Below are 17,859 nucleotides of genomic sequence, written 5' to 3' on the forward strand. Positions count from 1 at the left end.
ATCAATAAAAAGCCGCTCTGGTGTCCTATATTCCAGAACGGCTTGCTTTAATATAATGATATTTAAAGAGAAATATCAAGCATTACGTATAAGGTGTATTATGTTATTTTTAGGAAGTCTTTAGAGTTGGCCTTCAAGTAACTGACCTATTTCTAACCTGGTATAGCCACGTTCTTTAAAGATCAAAATAATTGCTTTTTTATAATCTTCAGAAGTAGAAGTCTTATATTTAGTTATCAGTTGATTCTCGGAATTCAGCTCAAGATCATTTTTGATGGTCAATACTTCGCTAGAGATCTTATTAAAGATATTTAGGTTAAACATACAGGCACTCGTTATCCGTATTATAGCGGCCCGACTATAACGAATACCTGTCTTAGCTACGCTAGACACCCTTAGCCGCAAGGATTACAAATTAAGAAAAATTCTGCAAGTTTCTGCCTATTGAAAGAATAAATAATATCCCCCAAATGCTATCTATTTAACATAATGGCGGTTATATGAAATGCAACTAAATTTAGTTGCATTTTTTAATTTCAAGGGACTATACTTAGTCGTAACTGAGTAGGGCTAAAATATGGGTAAAACGGAAAAGTTATTGGAAAAATTTGGAAATTCAAAAAATACGTTTCCATATAAAGATTTAGTCGTTTTACTGAGCCAGCTCGGCTATGAAAAATTTGAAATGGCAGGCTCTCGTGTTCGGTTTTTTAATGAAAAAACTGAACATATGATTTTACTGCATAGACCACACCCTGAAAATGAAATCAAAGGTGGGGCATTGAAAGCTGTAAAACAGGCACTCAAGCAGGAGGGATTTTTATGAGCTATTTAAAGTACAAAGGTTATCTCGGAACAATTGAGCCTGATCTTGAAACAGGTGAGTTATTTGGAAAACTTGCTTTTATTCGTGATCTTATTACCTATGAAGCGGAAACTTTAAAAGCCCTTGAGAAAGCTTTTCAGGAATCTGTAGACGGCTATTTAGAATCATGTGCTGAACTAGGAAAATCTCCTGATCAACCATTCAAAGGCACTTTTAATGTCCGTATTAGCCCTGAATTGCACCGTAAGGCGGTTTTAGCATCAAGTAATTCTCTAAATGCCTTTGTCAGTGAGGCGATTCAAGAAAAGTTAATGCGTTTAGGTGCGTAATTTATTGAAGCCTAGGCTACTACCTAAAAATTGAAAAACTCAGCAAAAATGGGAGCTTAAAGCTCCCATTTTTAGTTTCGTGTAAGGTGTATTATGTCAATTTTAGAAGAAATTAAGAATTATCCAATTGAAATTAAAAAAAATATATATTTATAATTAAATGAGCATCCAAGTTAAGAACTAAAATGATAAGAGACGATTTAAAAAAATATCCTAAAGCGATATGGGTACATTTTTACAAAAACCGTATAAGTTTGATGGCAGAGAATGGCATAGCCAAAGCAACTGAAATTCCTAAATCACCTTATGATCACCCAAGAATGATTTTGGCAGATTTTGAAAGCGCTACAACAACATTAAAAGCTTTAATGAGACACCATTCTAACGGTTTATCTTTTTTCAAGTTTACAGCTCCTATTACGATTGTCCAAATAATGGAGCCGATACAAGGTAGTTTAACTAAGATTGAAATACGAGCTTTTAAGGAGTTATTTTTTAATGCTGGTGCAAGAGAAGTAAAGCTATATGACCTTGATGGAAATTCTATTGAAGAATAATTTTATAAGCCCTGAACCGTACCGGGTTTGTCGGAGACTTTTTTATTTAAGTTAGGCCACCTGACCTAACGGGTTAATCTTATCATAGTACATTGCTTCAAACTCAAAAGGCGATACATAACCCAGTGCACTGTGTACACGCTTTTTATTGAACCAATCTACCCAGTTTAGTGTCGCAAGTTGTACATCTGCTAAACCTTGCCAATCTGCTTTTAAATATTCAATCACCTCTGTTTTGTATAAGCCATTCACCGTTTCAGCCAGAGCATTATCGTATGAATCACCAGTCGTACCGACTGATGCTCGTAAATTTGCTGCTTCTAAACGATTGGTATAGCGAATAGAAAGATATTGCACACCTCTGTCGGAATGATGAATCACATTCTTTGGCATGCCTCGATCGTGCAATGCTTGCTCAAGTGCATCGAGCACCATATCTGTATTCATCCGTGTAGATACTTTCCATCCAACAATTGCTCGTGAGAACACATCAATAATAAAGGCGGTATATACCCAGCCTGAATGAGTTTGAATATACGGGTGAGTAGACCAAGGGAATTTCACCCTTAGCCCCTCGCAGAACCGGACATGAACCTCTCAGCTCATCCGGCTCCCATTATCCAACCGATGGTAAACATCCCATTTTCCAGTGCACAAAGGCATTTGGAAAATCACGCGCAAGTCGCCCTAAGGCATATCTAGCCCGTCTTTTATGACGGGCCAAGTTTTTATACTTACGCCTCATCCAGCGTATAAGATAAGCATTCATGTGTTGCCAGATCGCTGACATTGCTGAACCATGGAATCGACCATAGTATTGCTGCCAACCTTGAAGAATTGGATTGAATATTGCAGATAAATCACTTAATTCGCGATTACACATCAGATGTAGATGCCATTTCCGAATAGTCTGTCGCATTGCTTTAAGTGCATCACGACTGACTGCAGGAGAGAAATTTACATAAACTCTTTTATACTTGTCCACAGCCTTACGGGGCCTAAACGTGTACCCGAGAAAAGTAAATTGAACATCGGGATATGCTTTACGACGATTAATATCTTGGCAATAAACAATCTTTGTCTTGTCTGGATGCAATTCGAGACCACATTCACGAAATCGTGCATCGATCTTTTGTAAAACAAGTTTGGCTTGAGATAAACTCCGACAATGAATTACGCCATCATCTGCATAACGGCAGAACCGTACACTTTGAAGATGTTTCGTAATCCACATATCAAAAGCATAATGCATAAATAAATTCGCCAATAAAGGACTCACAACACCACCTTGTGGTGTGCCGCGATTCCTTTCTAAAAGATGGCCATTTATGTGTTGCATTGGTGCTTTTAACCAACGTTGCACATATAAAAGAATCCATGGAATTTCACAGTGTTTCTTGAGTGCACGCATGAGTAAATCATGGTCGATGTTATCAAAGAGACCTTTGATATCAAATTCCACAACCCAGTCATAATCCCAACTTCGTCTCCTCACTATCGCAATTGCATCATGGGCAGAACGCCCCGGACGATATCCATATGAGTTTGGATGAAATAATGGATCAATTTTCGGCTCTAATAAGAGCTTAACTGCTGTTTGCGCGACTCGATCTGCAACTGTTGGAATACCTAGTATACGCACGCCACCTGACTTCTTTGGAATCGGAACAGCCTTAACTGGCGGTGGAAAATAACTGCCAGAACAAAGTCGATTCCATAGTTTGTATAGGTTGTTCTTTAAATGCTTTTCGAATTGCTCAATAGATTCATGATCAACGCCTGGAGCGCCACCATTCTCTTTGACTTTTTTAAATGCCTCCCAGATTAACGCTTTAGGAATGTTAAATGGTTTGGTCATAAAGTTTTGCTCCTCCTGCTTGCACAGTTGACAAATCCGTAGACCTGGATAATGCAACCCCTTCGCTCCATTACCATTACAGTAACTTCAACACTACTACGAGTTGCTCCGCCCCTTGGTGACGCATTGCTATTATCAGCCTTGCCTTTTGAGCTTGTGCCTTTCGCTTGACATCGCCACCGAAGGTTCCCGCAGTTCAACGTAAGAGCCTGAATTAGGATCGCGCTGCCTCTACGCCGGACACCGAATGGCCCGTAAGCAGGTAACGGCCAAACTAATCGCGGGGTAACTTCCATCCCCGGTTTTGATGTCATTTGAGTACTTTCGACACTTGAACGGCAGTTCACTGGTGTTCGCCTTCCTAATTCTTACCTGACATCTCTACGATGCCTTTTCCATAACGCTCACGACCGGGACTTTTGATCCAAGCCGCTTATGGTGGTTTGCTACCTGCTCCTGCAAGCCGATAGCGAGGGGCCATACCCTCATCTCTTACGCCGCTTGCTGCGGCACACTAAAGTCACTCACCCACAGTTGGTCAGGATGATCAGCATTAAAATTACGTTTCACTAAATCATCTGCTCTTTTTTGATCATCTCGGCTACGGGTGGTTTGTTTATTCTTACCACGCCAAACACCTTGTATACCTAGCTTTTTCATTAATCGAGCAACTGTACAACGTGCGATAACATAACCTTCACGTTTCAATTGTTGCCAGACCTTACGCACACCATATCGACCTGAACTTTCTTTCCAAATTCGTTTAATTTTTTCAGCATGATGCTCATCATGTAGATCTCGTTTCGCTCGATGTTCTGGATTGTCAGCGAGATCTAAAGTTCGGTAATAGGTTGAAGCTGCGATCGGTAAAATCCTACAAATCGCATCAACACCATATAAGTCTTTATTGTTATGGATGAAATCCACCATTATTTGTGTGGGCGGTCGAGCTCCGCCTGGGCGAAAAAAGCGGCTGCTTTACGTAGAATTTCATTGGCACGCTTTAATTCTTTAATTTCACGTTCCATTTGCTTCATTTTTTCTTGATCAGATATCTGTTGTACTTTAATAGGATTTTGCTGATCTAAATGCTTTTGATGCCAGGCACGAAGTGTTTCAGGAGTACAACCAATCTTAGGCGCAATTGCTGTGATTGCAGCCCAAGTAGAAGGATAATCTTTTTCAGATTCAATCAATAATTGAACCGCTCTTTCTCTGATTTCAGGGGTATATTTTAATTTTGTCATCGGGATAGTCTCTCAGAATATTGACTCTCCGACAAACCCGGTACGGTTCACCCTATTTAACATAATGGCGGTTAAGCCCCTTTTAGAGGCACTGTTGCAAATAGAAATTTGAGTCGATAGAGGTGGTCCCACATGTTTGAACAACTAAAAGCTTATTTATAAGTGATACTCTGCTCTAGTTAAGCTACCTTATTTTGTTGTGGTAGCTGGTCATAGTAAAACTCATCTGGAGTCATTTTGTCCAGACTCGAATGAGGTCGTTTCAAATTATAAAATTCAAAATATGCGTTTAATTGCTTCTTCGCATCCAAAACATTGCTGTAGGCTTTGAGATACACCTCTTCATATTTAACGCTCCGCCATAATCGTTCAACCATCACATTATCAACCCATCGACCTTTACCATCCATACTGATTTGAATGCCATTTGATTTCAATACATCAATAAATGCATCACTGGTAAACTGACTGCCTTGGTCTGTATTAAATATTTCAGGTCGACCATATTTTTCAATAGCTTCATTTAATGTTTCTATGCAAAATGTAACCTCCATACTAATCGATACTCTATGCGCAAGTACCTTGCGGCTATGCCAATCAATCACAGCACATAAATAAACAAAGCCTTTTGCCATAGGGATATACGTTATATCCGTAGACCACACTTGATTACTGCGCTGAATAGCCAATCCTTTGAGCAGATATGGATATTTGCGGTGAGCTTGATTAGCCTGGCTTAAATTTGGTTTGCAATATAACGCATTAATGCCCATTTTCTTCATTAAAGTACGTGTATGACGTCGTCCTATATGATGTCCTTGACGATTCAACAAATCACGCATCATCCGGCTACCTGCAAAAGGGTATTGCATATGTAACTCATCCATACACCGCATTAGCTTCAGATCTGATGCACTCACAGGTTTTGGGCGATAGTAATAACAACCACGGGAGACTTTCAGCAGCTGAGCTTGCTTAGATACTGAAATCTGAAGTGAGTCATCGATTAACTTTTGTGGTTGAAGCGGCCCAGTTTCTTCAACACACCTTCTAAAAAATCAATTTCTAATGCCTGCTCACCGATTTTTGCATGTAGTTTTTTTAGATCGATGGGTGGTTCTGTTGGAGCTTTTGATTGATCGAAAGCTTGCGAGGAAGCTGAAATCAGTTGATTTTTCCAGTCGATAATTTGGTTTTGATGAACATCAAATTCAGCACTCAATTCAGCAAGTGTTTTTTCTGCTTTAATCGCAGCAAGTGCTACCTTAGCTTTAAAATCATTTGAATGATTTCTTCTTGGTCTACGTGCCATAAAATACTCCATATATTGATGTTTATAACATCATTTGGGGAGCAAAATATCACTTATAAGTGTTGTTCAAATTTCCTGATCCACCTCTGATGAAGTTCCCTTTAAAAAGTGCTTAGAGACCGAAAACCCTGTTGATTAGACACACTTCACCCAGAGGCTGACCATAATAAAATGATGAAGCTTGTCCTTTACGCAGTGCACGCATGACTTCAATACCTTTAATTGTGGCATAAGCCGTTTTCATAGATTTGAATCCTAACGTGGCCCTGATGATCCGCTTTAACTTACCATGATCACATTCGATCACGTTATTTTTGTACTTAACCTGCCTGTGCTCAAGGTCTGGTGGACATTTTCCTTCCTGTTTTAACCGTAATAAAGCACCTCCATATGTGGGTGCTTTATCCGTATTGATCACTTGTGGAATTTGCCACTTCTTCACATTATTTAAAATTTTTCCAAGAAAACAATATGCTGATTTGGTATTACGTCTAGAAGAAAGATAAAAATCAATCGTATAGCCACGTTGATCGACTGCACGATACAGATAAGACCATTGTCCATTTACTTTTACATAAGTTTCATCAATATGCCATGAGCTCAGATCTGTAGGATTACGCCAATACCAGCGTAAGCGTTTTTCTATTTCAGGGGCGTAGCGCTGAACCCAGCGGTAAATAGGGCACTGTTGCAAATAACCACTAATGGTAAGCTGAATCCTCTTTTAGCTAAAGGTGCAGCATATGAATCCCTTCCATGGTCGGAATTTTCAGGGTGAAATCATTCTTTGGGCTGTATTTGTCTAGGAAAGTGGTGGCTATTCAGGGCATGGTTCAAGCATGACTTGAGTAATACTCGGGCTGTGCTCATGATTTGCTTGAGCATTACTTGCGGATTTTCCCCAACGTGCTTGGGCTGCATTTTTAGTTTTATCAGATTTGATTTGAAATCAAAATATGTATAAGTTTTTGTAGTTCTCAGATTATTTTAAGTCATTTTTAAGATTCAAATTTTAGGCTAAAGCATATTAAAGTCTTTGAACTAAAAAAATGCTTAAGCTGCCTTCTTTTCCCGGTCTACGCCAGATCAAACCCATCAGCCTTGCACGCTTCAACCTTTTACTCGCCATTTGGCTGGGACTGGTCTTAAACTTTGCTTTCTATCAGAAAATCCATCAATTGACGCCTTATACCAACCTCAAGGCAGGCGCATTATTGGCGGCTACAGTCCTGGTAGTTATCGGCTTGTACAATCTGGTCTTGCAGTGGCTGAACTGGAAATGGAATGCCAAGATACTGGCCAGTGTGCTGATCATTCTGGGCGGTTTTAGTGCTTATTTTGTCAATAGTCTGGGGGTTGTTATTACGCCGGACCAGATCCAGAATATGCTGCAGACCGATGCTCGGGAAGTCCGTGATCTCTGGTCAATACGGCTGGTGATCTGGACGCTGGTCTTTGTGATTTTTCCTTTGTGTATCATCTGGATGCTGAACATTCAGCCTGCATCTTTCGGGCGTCAATTGTTGCATAAAAGCCTTAGCAGTCTGCTTTCGGCCGTATTGATTCTAGGACTGTTATTCTGTTTTTATGTCGATTATGCAGCCATCTTCCGCGAGCACCGCGATCTGAAGGGCATGATTTCCCCACAAAATAGCATTGCATCCACCGTATCCTACTATAAAAAGAAAGCACCTAAAGCGAATTTGCCTTTGATTCCTTATGGTGAAGATGCCCATCTGCTGCAGCAGGCTCAAATACAGAAACAACCCAAATTGATGGTGCTGGTAGTGGGAGAAACTGCACGTGCCGAGAGTTTCGCTTTAAATGGCTATGCGCGCAATACCAATCCTGAACTGAGCAAGTTACCAGTAATTAATTTCAATCAGGTCAGCTCTTGTGGAACTGCCACAGCTGTTTCAGTCCCTTGTATGTTTTCGGGCATGTCACGTGAAACCTATGATGAACAGTTAGCCAGCCACCGAGAAGGTTTACTGGATATTGCTCAGCGCGCCGGGTATCAGGTGACCTGGATTGATAATAATTCGGGCTGTAAAGGTGCCTGTGACCGGGTACAAAAATACCAGATTCCGGCACAACTGAAACAGAAGTGGTGTGATGCCGGTGGTGAATGTTTTGATGAAATCCTGGTGGATAGCCTGAAAGATTATCTGGCACATCTGGATAAAAACAACCCGAAACCACAATTAATTGTACTGCATCAGATGGGTAGTCATGGCCCCGCATATTACAAGCGTTCCAAAGCGCCATATCAGCCATTTCAACCGACCTGTAATACCAATGCTATTCAGGGCTGTAGTACAGAAGAATTAAAGAATAGCTATGATAATTCGATTGTATATACAGACCATGTTCTTGCCCAGATCATTGAAACTTTAAAGCAGCAGACTCAATATCAGACCGGTTTCTGGTACCTGTCTGATCATGGAGAATCCACCGGAGAGCATGGTTTATACCTGCATGGTGCTCCTTATAGCATGGCACCGACCCAGCAAACCCATGTCCCGATGCTGATGTGGTTCTCCGATGCCTGGAAGCAGCAGAATACCCAGCAGGTCAGCTGTCTCAAAGGACAGACCGAACAGGCCCGTAGTCAGGATCATCTTTTCCCCAGCTTATTAAGTTTACTGGATATAAAAACGCAAGTGACTGAAGCTAAAAATGATATGCTTGCACAATGCTCACCATCCTTAAAGAACAGAGCTTGAAATGCATAAAATACTGATTATTGAAGATGACTTTATGATTGCCGAGTCGACTGAAACATTGCTCAAGCTGCATCAGTTTGATGTGCATTGGGTCAATAATGGGATTGAGGGTTTAAAACAGTTACAGCAGCAGGTCTACGATATTGTCCTGCTCGATTTAGGCTTGCCGATGATGGATGGCATGCTGGTGCTAAAAAATATCCGGCAGAAGTTTCCGAATTTACCGGTGCTGATTATCTCTGCCCGGGATCAGTTACAAAATCGGGTAGATGGGCTGAATCAGGGAGCAGATGATTACTTGATTAAACCCTATGAATTTGACGAGCTACTGGCCCGTATTCATGCCTTAATACGCCGTAGTGGTTTAAAAAATACTGTGACAGATATAAATAAGAAATTATCACACAGTGGGCTGGAACTGGACCTGGAACAGCACATTGCATGCTTTAATGATGAACCGATCGAGTTATCTAATCGGGTATGGTCTATTCTCACTGCACTCCTCATGCATCCTAGCAAAATTTTTTCTAAAAACGATTTAGAAGACAAGCTTTATGATTTTGATAGTGATGTAAGCAGTAATACGGTAGAAGTTTATATCCATCATCTGCGGGCAAAACTAGGAAAAGACTTCATACGTACCATACGTGGGCTAGGGTATCGCTTAGGATGAGCGCCATGCAGAAACGTTATTCCTTGCAAAAACGTCTAGTTATTTATATTTCACTGTTTAGCGTGGTGCTGGGCTGTGTGCTGATCTTTGCTGCATACCGGATTGCGCTCGAAGAAATTAATGAAGTACTGGATAAACAGATGCAAAGCCTGGCAGAGCGCATTTCAGAAAATCATCCGCAGCCCCTGCAAAGTCAAATCGATCTGGCAAAACAATACAGTGAAGAAGATTTATTTGTAGATATCTGGTCCTATACAGATACAGCCACTTCCTTGCATCTGCAGGATGTTCTGGTGGCGCCGGTCAGGAAAGCAGGTTTCTACAAGCATCAAACGCCGTATGGAACCTGGTTAACTTATATTATTCCTGGTAAGCAATTACAGATTCAGGTGAGCCAGCAGCAAAATGTCCGGCAGGAACTGGCGCTGGAGCTGGCAGCCAATATGTTTCTTCCTTATGTGCTTTTTTTACCTTTTGCAGTATTTGGCTTAGGCTGGATGATCCGGAAAAATTTTCAGCCGCTCAATGATTTTAAAACTGAATTGGCCAGCCGCAAGGCACAAGACTTAAAGCCAATTGCAATGAAAGATTATCCCTTGGAGCTGGAACCGACCATTCAGGAAATGAATTATTTGTTTGGCCGCATTTCTCTGGCCCAACAGGAACAACGTCAATTTGTAGCAGATTCTGCCCATGAATTACGCACGCCACTGACAGCACTAAACTTACAGCTGCAAATTTTGCTACAGCAGTTCCCTCAAAGCGAGTCTATCCATAATTTGAGTCAAGGCATTTTGCGTATGCAGCATCTGGTCAACCAGTTATTGAGTCTGGCCAAACAGGATGTGACCGAAGGTTTAAGCGAACCTGTTCAATTGCTATCACTGAATCAAATGACAGTCACCTGTATCGAAGAACTAATTCAATTGGCGCTACAGAAAGACATTGATTTGGGCGTAGAACAGCAGCAGGAACTGTTGATTCAGGGCCAAGCTTCGGCCTTGCACTCGATTATTTATAATTTAATTGATAATGCAATTAAATATAGTCCGAAGGATGGCGTGATTAATGTATCTATTTTCCAGCAAGGACGGCAGGCGGTTTTACAAATTGAAGACAGTGGGGCAGGGATAGATCCTGCTCAATTCAATCAGATCCGGCAACGCTTCTACCGGATACATAACCATGCAGAAATTGGCAGCGGTTTGGGTTTATCCATTGTAGATAAAGCCACCGAGCGCTTGGGTGGAACACTAGAATTTTCGCGAAGTACCAATCTGAGTGGCCTTTGTGTACAGGTCAAGCTTCCTTTAATCGAAGTCTAAGCGAATAAGCTTCTGGTTTTTTTGGAGTTAAGGTTGCCTGATACTAGAGAGTATAGGAGTGGTCTTTTCTATGGGTAGTTTATGGCTAAACAGCGTATAGCCAATGACATTCATGCACCAGATAATCCAGCCAGTCCATAAATTATGACTCAGGAAATGTGCTCCGCGCATCATTTGTGCCCAGCCCATGGTCAACCCTAAAATTACTGCAGCGATCAGAAGAAAATAAGCACGCTTGCGGTTAGAAATGCGATAAACAAAATAACCAGCCATCAACGCAAAACCACTAGATGCATGCCCTCCAGGAAAACAGTGGCCCGCAGTAGCACTAAAATCCCACAAAATCCCGTTATGGGTAGGTATGGTCATATCCCAGGGACAGGCATGGGCCGACTGAGATTTTAAAATTCCGATCGAGGCCGTGGTCAGCACCACCATGCTAAAAAAATAGCCAAATTCCCAGCGCCGCGTATGCCAGTTCTGCCATTTTAGTGATGCCAACCAGCCCAGTAATAATGTGATATACACTAGAATCAGCAGGTCTTTCACATAGCGATGATTGAGTTCTGCCAGTGCCCATTGTTGTCGAAGGGGAAATTGACCATGATCATCGATAAAGGGATAGATGAGCTGTAAGTCCAGCACTCCTCCAATGTCAAAGAAGTTGAGAAGAATCAAAAAACTGAAGATCAAAAGTAAAGTTTGGGTCAGTAAAAACCGGGAACGGTCAGTGATCATTTTTAAGTTGTCCATTTCAGGCAGTAGCAAGAGCAGAGGTCAAATCAAATGACCAGCCAAAATGATGCCCCAGGTCAGGGCAATTAAACTAAGTGCTACAAACTGAGCCGCACTGCCCATATCCTTGGCATTTTTAGACAGTTCATGCCGTTCCATGGAAATACGATCTACCACTGCCTCTATCGCTGAGTTAATCAGTTCAATGATCAGCGCCAACAGGCACACGGCGACCATGAGCGCTTGCTCAACTCGGCTAACTGGCATCCAAAAGCTTAGAGGAATCAAAATAAGATTAATCAGCAGGATCTGCCGGAAGGCGGCCTCATTTTGAAAGGCGGTTTTCAAACCAGCCATGGAATAACGGGTAGCATTGAAAATACGTTGTATTCCGGAAGTGCCTTTATAAAGTGAACGATCAGGGGACATAGAAATGATTCAGTTAAGACGAAATTTGATTAATTTAAGTTCTTAACCTTAAAACTCTCTTAAAAATGGATGTCGATTTGATCCGCATTTATCTAATCAGATTTATGATCTAGATGTGTATTTCAATCAGCTTTCATATAAAAAAATTAATTTGAATGGATTGGGGAGAATTCACCTTTTGAATGTTTGTGTAAAAAAGCTGTTTATTTATGGCACTGTTGCAAATAGAGATTTGAGTCGATGAAGTTCCTTTTTAAAAGTGCTTAGAGACCGAAAACCCTGTTGATTAGACACACTTCACCTTGAGGCTGACCATAATAAAATGACGATGCTTGTCCTTTACGTAGTGCACGCATGACTTCAATACCTTTAATTGTGGCATAAGCCGTCTTCATAGATTTGAATCCTAATGTGGCCCTGATGATCCGCTTTAACTTACCATGATCACATTCAATGACATTATTTTTATACTTAATCTGCCTGTGCTCAATATCTACTGGACATTTTCCTTCTCGCTTTAACCGTGATAAAGCATGGCCATAGGTCGCTGCTTTATCTGTATTGATGACCCGTGGAATTTGCCATTTTTTCACCGTATTGAAGATCTTTCCTAAAAAACAATAGGCTGATTTACTGTTCCGTCTAGCGGAAAGGTAAAAGTCAATCGTATGACCACGTTGATCAACTGCACGATACAGGTAAGTCCATCGCCCCTTCACTTTGATATAAGTCTCATCCATATGCCATGAATGTAAATCTGTAGGATTACGCCAATACCAGCGTAAGCGTTTTTCCATTTCTGGAGCATAACGCTGAACCCAACGATAAATTGTGGTGTGGTCAACATTCACACCTCGTTCAGCGAGCATTTCTTGAAGTTCACGATAGCTGATGCCATATTTACAATACCAACGAACAGCCCAAAGAATGATTTCACCTTGAAAGTGCCGACCATGGAAGGGATTCATCTGCTGTATCTCGAAATAAATAAGATATTTAGCTTATCATGTCAGCCTATTTGCAACAGTGCCACGCAGTCTAAAAGATTTGGTCACTGAAGTAGATAAACTGGTCAAACGAGGGATCGCCATCCAGTTTGTAAAAGAAAATATTACTTTCACTGCCCAATCTACCCCGATGGATAATTTGATGCTGCAACTGATGGGTGCGTTTGCACAGTTCGAACGTGAGATCATTTTAGAGCGGCAAAAGGAAGGAATTAAACTCGCCTCTGCTCAAGGGAAGTACAAAGGCCGGGTACATAAATTGAAGCCTGATCAAGCTGAAGCTTTGCGACAAGAATGGAAGGAAGGGAAGTACCCTTCAAAAATTGATGTGGGTATAGGATTTTAGACCACGCCTATAAGTGATAATCTACTCCCCAATAAGCATGGGAAATGCTTGTTTTTGGAGTCAACCATGACACGAAGAAAACGTCGTAATCATTCAGCAGAGTTTAAAGTTAAAGTTGCTCTCGCAGCAATTAAAGGCGACCACACACTCGCTGAACTTTCTACTCAATTCGACTTACATCAAAACCAAATCATCGATTGGAAAAATCAACTGCTTGAGCAATCAGTCAATATTTTTTCACGACCAACATCACAACAAGAACCAGAGATTGACCTCAAAGCTCTACATGCCAAGATAGGACATCAGGCATTGCAAATTGATTTTTTAGAAGGTGCGCTCAGAAAAATAGGGCAGCTGAGCGGCAAAAAATGATCGATAAGACCCATCAACTTTCGGTACGACAACAATCGCAATTGATTCAAATCAATCGCAGTACGTTGTATTACAAGCCCAAAGAGATTTCATCAACTGATTTGAGTTGGATGCGTCTAATCGATGAAATTCATCTCGACTACCCATTTATGGGCAGTCGAATGATACGAGATATGCTACAGCGTCAAGGACATCAAATAGGTCGGCGTAAAGTCCGACGTTTAATGCGCTTGATGGGAATACATGCCTTGTATCCAAAACCCAATACCAGTAAGCCTAATCTTGCACACCGTATTTTCCCATATCTGTTGAAAAACATGGTCATCGATCACTCTAATCAAGTCTGGTGTACAGATATCACGTACATTCCTATGGCTAAAGGCTTTGTCTATCTGTGTGCAATTATAGATTGGCATAGTCGTAAAGTACTGGCTCATCGAGTATCGATCAGTATGGAAACAGACTTTTGCATAGATGCGTTGCAAGAAGCAATTGTGAAATATGGTTGTCCAGAGGTGTTTAATACAGACCAAGGCAGTCAATTCACAAGCGAGGCATTTTTGAATGAGTTAAAATTGCGAAATATCCGTATCAGTATGGATGGGAAAGGACGATGGATGGATAATGTAATGATTGAGCGTTTATGGCGCAGCGTGAAGCATGAGGAAGTCTATTTGAAGGCTTACGATACGGTTAAACAAGCGAAACTATCAATTGCTGAATATTTGGATTTTTATAACATGATACGTCCTCATTCAAGTTTGAATAAGGCAACACCAAATGAATTTTATGATCAACATTTACTAAAAGTAATGGCAGCATAATTTAAATATTTAGAGCGGATTTATCACTTATAAAACTGAATTGAGTGGTCTAATTAACGGAACCACATTACTTTGACTCTTTTCAGCCAGTTGATCTAACTGTTTTTCTAATTCTACAGGTAATCGAAGCATCAACATTATAAACAACCCAATCTAAATGTATATCAATTAGAGTATATCATTAAGATGGTAGTTTCAAATTTTTTGAACCGCTCTTTCTCTGATTTCAGGGGTATATTTTAATTTTGTCATCGGGATAGTCTCTCAGAATATTGACTCTCCGACAAACCCGGTACGGTTCAGACTGTGATCCACCACTGACTTGCATCAAGGCAAGGGTTTTACCTTGGGTAGCACGGATTGCTCCTCCTGCAAGTGGAATCCAGTCTATTTGTGATTTAAAAATGGAACTCATAGAACCATGACGTTCAGGTGAACACCAGACCATACCTTCAGACCATGCAAGAAGCTCATGCAGTTCTTTTACTTTTGGATGCTCAGTATCCGCATCTTCTGGCAAAGGAAGGCCCCACAAGTGATAGATACAGATAAAGCACACATATGGAGGTGCTTTGTCACGGTTAAAATGGGAAAGAAAATGTCCACCAGATCTTGAGCACAGGCAGGTTAAGTGTAAGCGTCCGCTGAACCCCACTTTTTCTAACTCATTAATACCGCGATAGTGTCCACTAAATTTAAGTGGACACCTATTTATGGATTTAAAGACAGTTATAGACAGTACAGCAACGCTAAAAAAGCCCCGTCGAACCTTCACGGCTGAATTTAAACATCAACTTATTCAGCAATGCCAGCAGCCAGATACATCGGTGGCTAAGGTAGCAATGCAACATCAGGTCAATGCGAATCTGTTGCATAAATGGATTCGTCAGTCCAGATCAATGCCCTCTGCATTAACACCCCCCTCCATTCCACAGACTGACTTTCTTCCGGTCATTCTTCACCCGACTCCAGTCAAACAAGAAGCACCTCCGCCATCTGTGCCGGAGAAGAAAGCTGTCGCTCATATCAGAATTCCACTGCATCAGAAACAATGTTCCGCAAGAGATCAGGTGATCGAAATCGAATGGCCAGTGGAGTCTGCAACTGAATTACTGTTACTCATCCAAGGTTTGACTCAATGATCCATATAAATGAAATCTGGCTCTCTACCCAGCCGATGGATATGCGTGCGGGTATGGATACTGCCATGGCTCAGGTGGTGAGAGCCTTTGGTTACATCAAACCGCATTGCGCTTACCTGTTCTGTAATAAACGTGGCCATCGCATGAAAGTGCTGGTGCATGATGGATTGGGCATCTGGCTGTGTGCCCGGCGGCTGGAACAGGGGAAATTTCACTGGGCGCAGGTTCATCAGGGTGAAACCGTAGCCCTCAGTCCGGAACAGTTACAGGCATTGATCCAGGGTTTGCCCTGGCAGCGCATTGGACGACAGCAGGTGGTGACTATGCTCTAAACCAAGCTCGTGCATTCTGCTATTCTCCAAACGTTCTATTTCCTCTGCATCATGACCTCAGGCATACTGCGGTCATGAATACGCTGCCTGATTTAAGCCAACTGACCTATGAGCAACTGCTGGAATTTACCAGACAGTTGGCGATTCAGCATCAGTCTCTAGCGCAATCAAATCAACAATTAGATACCAAGATTCAACATCTAGAAGTATCAAATCAACAATTAGATGCCAAAGTTCAACATCTTGAAGTAACCAACCAACATCTTTCCATTCTCACGCAAAAATACGAGCATGAGCTCGCACTATTTAAACAGCACAAATTCGGCAGTAAAAACGAACATCTAACAGCAAAACAAATCCATCTGTGGGATGAAGCGGTTGAAGAAGATATCGCAGCAGTCGATTTGGAACTGGAACGGCTGAATGCAGATAAAATCGATGCAGCGACACAGAAAGCTCTCGTCAACAAACCTAAACGTCGACCGCTCCCAGATCATCTACTCACTCTCCGTATTGAGCATGAACCTGCATCAACCCAATGTGCTTGTGGATGCCAACTGCGTCGTATCGGTGAAGATGTCAGTGAAAAACTGAATTTTAGACCGGCACAGTTCTATAAGGAACAGCATGTACGTGGTAAATGGGTCTGTGATCAGTGCGACACCCTGACTCAGCAAGCGATGCCTGCTTATGTGATTGATAAAGGCATTGCCAGTCCTGAACTGCTTAGCCATGTGCTGGTGTCCAAGTATGCCGATCATTTACCGCTGTACCGTCAACGTCAAATCTTTCTACGCGCAGGTATTGATCTGTCCAGATCCACATTATCTGACTGGATTGGTCGCTGCGGGGTGGAACTTGAACCCTTGACGGATGTCTTAAAACAGGTGGTGCTGCAGCAGCGGGTGATCCATGCAGATGAAACGCCGGTCACCACCATGCAGCTTGGTGATGATGAAAAAAAACCGAAGAAAGGTTATGTCTGGGCCTATGCCACGACACAGTACAATCCGGTTCAGGCGGTGATCTATGACTTTCAGCCGAGCCGTTCAGGTCAGCATGCTGAAGCCTTCCTGAAAGGCTGGCAGGGTCATTTGGTCTGTGATGATTATAGTGGTTATAAAGCCCGCTTTAGATCAGGCGATGTCATTGAGGTGGGCTGCATGGCACATGCACGTCGTAAATTCCATGAACTGCATGTGACCGGGAAAAGTCAGATCGCTGAACAGGCATTAGTGCTGATTCAGAAACTGTATGCCATAGAAGCAGAACTCAGGAAAAAGACGGATGGTACAACGCAACAACGCTGCGAATACCGGCAACAGCATAGTCAACCGGTGATGCAACAACTGTATGAATGGTTAAACCAACATTATCTGACGGTGCCATCGAGTTCTCCAACCGCCAAGGCAATCAATTACAGTCTGAAGCGTTGGCAAGCCTTAAGCCGCTATCTGGATGATGGCAATCTGCCCATTGACAATAATTGGGCTGAGAACTCAATGCGCCCCTGGGCCTTGGGACGAAAGAACTGGCTGTTTGCTGGCTCGCTGCGCAGCGGCCAACGAGCTGCCAATATCATGACTTTAATCCAGTCAGCAAAACTGAATGGCTTGGATCCGTATGCCTATTTAAGTAATGTGCTGAAAAGGTTGCCGACACATAAAGTGAGCCAAATAGAAGAATTGCTGCCGCACCGCTGGAAACCCGACCAAAATTAAAAAATAGCTATGGGGTTCAGCGCACGCTTACGGTTAAGTATAAAAATAACGTGATCGAATGTAATCATGGCAAGCTAAAGCGGATCATTAGGGCCACT

General features: G+C 41.9%; 16 protein-coding genes, 6 pseudogenes and 1 other annotated feature. Of the genes and pseudogenes, 12 read left to right on the top strand and 10 right to left on the bottom strand.

Features of this window, described 5'->3' with window-relative positions:
* Positions 1 to 120: 120 nt before the first annotated feature.
* Entirely contained in the window at positions 121 to 324 is a 204-nt protein-coding gene (locus HUK62_RS19160; protein WP_004896916.1) for a hypothetical protein, read from the bottom strand.
* A 253-nt stretch (positions 325 to 577) separates the two neighbouring features.
* Here HUK62_RS19160 and HUK62_RS17430 point away from each other — a divergent pair, with 253 nt between their 5' ends.
* From HUK62_RS17430 to HUK62_RS17440, 3 genes are all read left to right on the top strand, one after another.
* Positions 578 to 826 (top strand): type II toxin-antitoxin system HicA family toxin, encoded by a 249-nt coding sequence (locus tag HUK62_RS17430; RefSeq protein WP_004812233.1) that lies wholly within the window; start codon positions 578 to 580, stop codon positions 824 to 826.
* Positions 823 to 1,155, top strand: coding sequence for a type II toxin-antitoxin system HicB family antitoxin (locus HUK62_RS17435; protein WP_005404859.1), 333 nt, complete (start codon positions 823 to 825; stop codon positions 1,153 to 1,155). The genes HUK62_RS17430 and HUK62_RS17435 overlap by 4 nt, the downstream gene beginning before the upstream one ends.
* A 185-nt stretch (positions 1,156 to 1,340) precedes the next feature.
* Positions 1,341 to 1,712 carry a rod shape-determining protein gene (locus HUK62_RS17440; RefSeq protein ID WP_032029059.1) on the top strand — a complete coding sequence of 124 codons (372 nt, stop codon included), beginning with the start codon at positions 1,341 to 1,343 and terminating at the stop codon, positions 1,710 to 1,712.
* Between the two features lie 51 nt (positions 1,713 to 1,763).
* Here HUK62_RS17440 and HUK62_RS17445 read toward each other — a convergent pair.
* From HUK62_RS17445 to HUK62_RS17465, 5 genes and pseudogenes are all read right to left on the bottom strand, one after another.
* Positions 1,764 to 2,249 (bottom strand): annotated as a pseudogene (locus HUK62_RS17445) (IS3 family transposase); the annotation flags it as partial.
* A gap of 79 nt (positions 2,250 to 2,328) precedes the next feature.
* Positions 2,329 to 3,570, bottom strand: a complete 1,242-nt coding sequence (gene ltrA, locus HUK62_RS17450) for a group II intron reverse transcriptase/maturase (RefSeq protein ID WP_004826931.1) — start codon at positions 3,568 to 3,570, stop codon at positions 2,329 to 2,331.
* A gap of 513 nt (positions 3,571 to 4,083) precedes the next feature.
* Positions 4,084 to 4,817, bottom strand: a pseudogene (locus HUK62_RS17455) (IS3 family transposase); the annotation flags it as partial.
* Positions 4,426 to 4,542, bottom strand: a sequence feature (AL1L pseudoknot). (Overlaps the previous pseudogene by 117 nt.)
* Before the next feature lie 179 nt (positions 4,818 to 4,996).
* Positions 4,997 to 6,129 (bottom strand): IS3 family transposase gene (locus HUK62_RS17460; RefSeq protein ID WP_223235881.1). Its coding sequence is split into 2 segments (ribosomal slippage): positions 4,997 to 5,877 and positions 5,877 to 6,129, totalling 1,134 coding nucleotides; the frame shifts between segments, so codons are not numbered across the junction.
* Positions 6,130 to 6,241: 112 nt separating this feature from the next.
* Positions 6,242 to 6,808 (bottom strand): annotated as a pseudogene (locus HUK62_RS17465) (IS6 family transposase); the annotation flags it as partial.
* A 370-nt stretch (positions 6,809 to 7,178) separates the two neighbouring features.
* Here HUK62_RS17465 and HUK62_RS17470 point away from each other — a divergent pair.
* The 3 genes from HUK62_RS17470 to HUK62_RS17480 are packed head-to-tail and all read left to right on the top strand — an operon-like array spanning position 7,179 to position 10,853.
* Complete coding sequence (locus tag HUK62_RS17470) at positions 7,179 to 8,855, top strand: phosphoethanolamine--lipid A transferase (RefSeq protein WP_000916208.1); 1,677 nt, start codon at positions 7,179 to 7,181, stop codon at positions 8,853 to 8,855.
* Position 8,856: 1 nt separating this feature from the next.
* On the top strand, positions 8,857 to 9,528 hold the full coding sequence (locus tag HUK62_RS17475) for a response regulator transcription factor (RefSeq protein WP_176538555.1): 672 nt from the start codon (positions 8,857 to 8,859) through the stop codon (positions 9,526 to 9,528).
* A 5-nt stretch (positions 9,529 to 9,533) separates the two neighbouring features.
* Positions 9,534 to 10,853, top strand: coding sequence for an ATP-binding protein (locus tag HUK62_RS17480; protein WP_176538556.1), 1,320 nt, complete (start codon positions 9,534 to 9,536; stop codon positions 10,851 to 10,853).
* Positions 10,854 to 10,880: 27 nt separating this feature from the next.
* On the opposite strand, the gene HUK62_RS17485 is transcribed toward HUK62_RS17480, so the two are convergent.
* The 3 genes from HUK62_RS17485 to HUK62_RS17495 form a co-directional block, all read right to left on the bottom strand.
* The gene (locus tag HUK62_RS17485) at positions 10,881 to 11,591 is read right to left on the bottom strand and encodes a phosphatase PAP2 family protein (RefSeq protein ID WP_005404853.1); all 711 of its coding nucleotides are present in this window, start codon (positions 11,589 to 11,591) and stop codon (positions 10,881 to 10,883) included.
* A gap of 39 nt (positions 11,592 to 11,630) precedes the next feature.
* Positions 11,631 to 12,017, bottom strand: a complete 387-nt coding sequence (locus HUK62_RS17490) for a diacylglycerol kinase (RefSeq protein ID WP_005404852.1) — start codon at positions 12,015 to 12,017, stop codon at positions 11,631 to 11,633.
* Between the two features lie 263 nt (positions 12,018 to 12,280).
* Positions 12,281 to 12,985 carry an IS6-like element IS1008 family transposase gene (locus tag HUK62_RS17495; RefSeq protein ID WP_001067790.1) on the bottom strand — a complete coding sequence of 235 codons (705 nt, stop codon included), beginning with the start codon at positions 12,983 to 12,985 and terminating at the stop codon, positions 12,281 to 12,283.
* Positions 12,986 to 13,049: 64 nt separating this feature from the next.
* Between HUK62_RS17495 and HUK62_RS17500 the strand changes: the two are divergent.
* Together HUK62_RS17500 and HUK62_RS17505 are read left to right on the top strand one after the other, a co-directional pair.
* Positions 13,050 to 13,370, top strand: a pseudogene (locus tag HUK62_RS17500) (recombinase family protein); the annotation flags it as partial.
* Positions 13,371 to 13,436: 66 nt separating this feature from the next.
* Positions 13,437 to 14,566, top strand: a protein-coding gene (locus HUK62_RS17505; RefSeq protein ID WP_154020520.1) for an IS3-like element ISAcsp5 family transposase whose coding sequence is annotated in 2 segments (ribosomal slippage) — positions 13,437 to 13,689 and positions 13,689 to 14,566 — 1,131 coding nt in all. Because the reading frame shifts where the segments join, the coding sequence is not laid out codon by codon here.
* A 301-nt stretch (positions 14,567 to 14,867) separates the two neighbouring features.
* On the opposite strand, the pseudogene HUK62_RS17510 reads toward HUK62_RS17505, so the two are convergent.
* Positions 14,868 to 15,095, bottom strand: a pseudogene (locus HUK62_RS17510) (NAD(P)H-dependent oxidoreductase); the annotation flags it as partial.
* Between HUK62_RS17510 and HUK62_RS19165 the strand changes: the two are divergent.
* The 4 genes and pseudogenes from HUK62_RS19165 to HUK62_RS17525 form a co-directional block, all read left to right on the top strand.
* A pseudogene (locus HUK62_RS19165) lies at positions 15,096 to 15,204 on the top strand (IS6 family transposase); the annotation flags it as partial. It abuts the pseudogene before it with no gap.
* A gap of 75 nt (positions 15,205 to 15,279) precedes the next feature.
* The gene (locus HUK62_RS17515; protein WP_121775635.1) at positions 15,280 to 15,708 is read left to right on the top strand and encodes a transposase; all 429 of its coding nucleotides are present in this window, start codon (positions 15,280 to 15,282) and stop codon (positions 15,706 to 15,708) included.
* Positions 15,705 to 16,040, top strand: coding sequence for an IS66 family insertion sequence element accessory protein TnpB (tnpB, locus tag HUK62_RS17520; protein WP_121775636.1), 336 nt, complete (start codon positions 15,705 to 15,707; stop codon positions 16,038 to 16,040). Before HUK62_RS17515 ends, tnpB begins: the two co-directional genes overlap by 4 nt.
* A 74-nt stretch (positions 16,041 to 16,114) precedes the next feature.
* Positions 16,115 to 17,761 carry an IS66 family transposase gene (locus tag HUK62_RS17525; RefSeq protein ID WP_121775637.1) on the top strand — a complete coding sequence of 549 codons (1,647 nt, stop codon included), beginning with the start codon at positions 16,115 to 16,117 and terminating at the stop codon, positions 17,759 to 17,761.
* Positions 17,762 to 17,859: the final 98 nt, after the last annotated feature.

The sequence above is a fragment of the Acinetobacter sp. NEB 394 genome, from assembly GCF_013374795.1.
GTDB lineage: Bacteria > Pseudomonadota > Gammaproteobacteria > Pseudomonadales > Moraxellaceae > Acinetobacter > Acinetobacter johnsonii.

Coding starts and splice junctions, on each gene's coding strand:
- HUK62_RS17480 (WP_176538556.1), top strand. CDS start 9,534: ATGCAGAAACGTTATTCCTTGCAAAAACGTCTAGTTATTTATATTTCA.
- HUK62_RS17435 (WP_005404859.1), top strand. CDS start 823: ATGAGCTATTTAAAGTACAAAGGTTATCTCGGAACAATTGAGCCTGAT.
- HUK62_RS17515 (WP_121775635.1), top strand. CDS start 15,280: ATGGATTTAAAGACAGTTATAGACAGTACAGCAACGCTAAAAAAGCCC.
- HUK62_RS17440 (WP_032029059.1), top strand. CDS start 1,341: ATGATAAGAGACGATTTAAAAAAATATCCTAAAGCGATATGGGTACAT.
- HUK62_RS17495 (WP_001067790.1), bottom strand. CDS start 12,985: ATGAATCCCTTCCATGGTCGGCACTTTCAAGGTGAAATCATTCTTTGG.
- HUK62_RS19160 (WP_004896916.1), bottom strand. CDS start 324: ATGTTTAACCTAAATATCTTTAATAAGATCTCTAGCGAAGTATTGACC.
- HUK62_RS17475 (WP_176538555.1), top strand. CDS start 8,857: ATGCATAAAATACTGATTATTGAAGATGACTTTATGATTGCCGAGTCG.
- HUK62_RS17525 (WP_121775637.1), top strand. CDS start 16,115: ATGAATACGCTGCCTGATTTAAGCCAACTGACCTATGAGCAACTGCTG.
- HUK62_RS17430 (WP_004812233.1), top strand. CDS start 578: ATGGGTAAAACGGAAAAGTTATTGGAAAAATTTGGAAATTCAAAAAAT.
- tnpB (WP_121775636.1), top strand. CDS start 15,705: ATGATCCATATAAATGAAATCTGGCTCTCTACCCAGCCGATGGATATG.
- HUK62_RS17470 (WP_000916208.1), top strand. CDS start 7,179: ATGCTTAAGCTGCCTTCTTTTCCCGGTCTACGCCAGATCAAACCCATC.
- ltrA (WP_004826931.1), bottom strand. CDS start 3,570: ATGACCAAACCATTTAACATTCCTAAAGCGTTAATCTGGGAGGCATTT.
- HUK62_RS17490 (WP_005404852.1), bottom strand. CDS start 12,017: ATGTCCCCTGATCGTTCACTTTATAAAGGCACTTCCGGAATACAACGT.
- HUK62_RS17485 (WP_005404853.1), bottom strand. CDS start 11,591: ATGATCACTGACCGTTCCCGGTTTTTACTGACCCAAACTTTACTTTTG.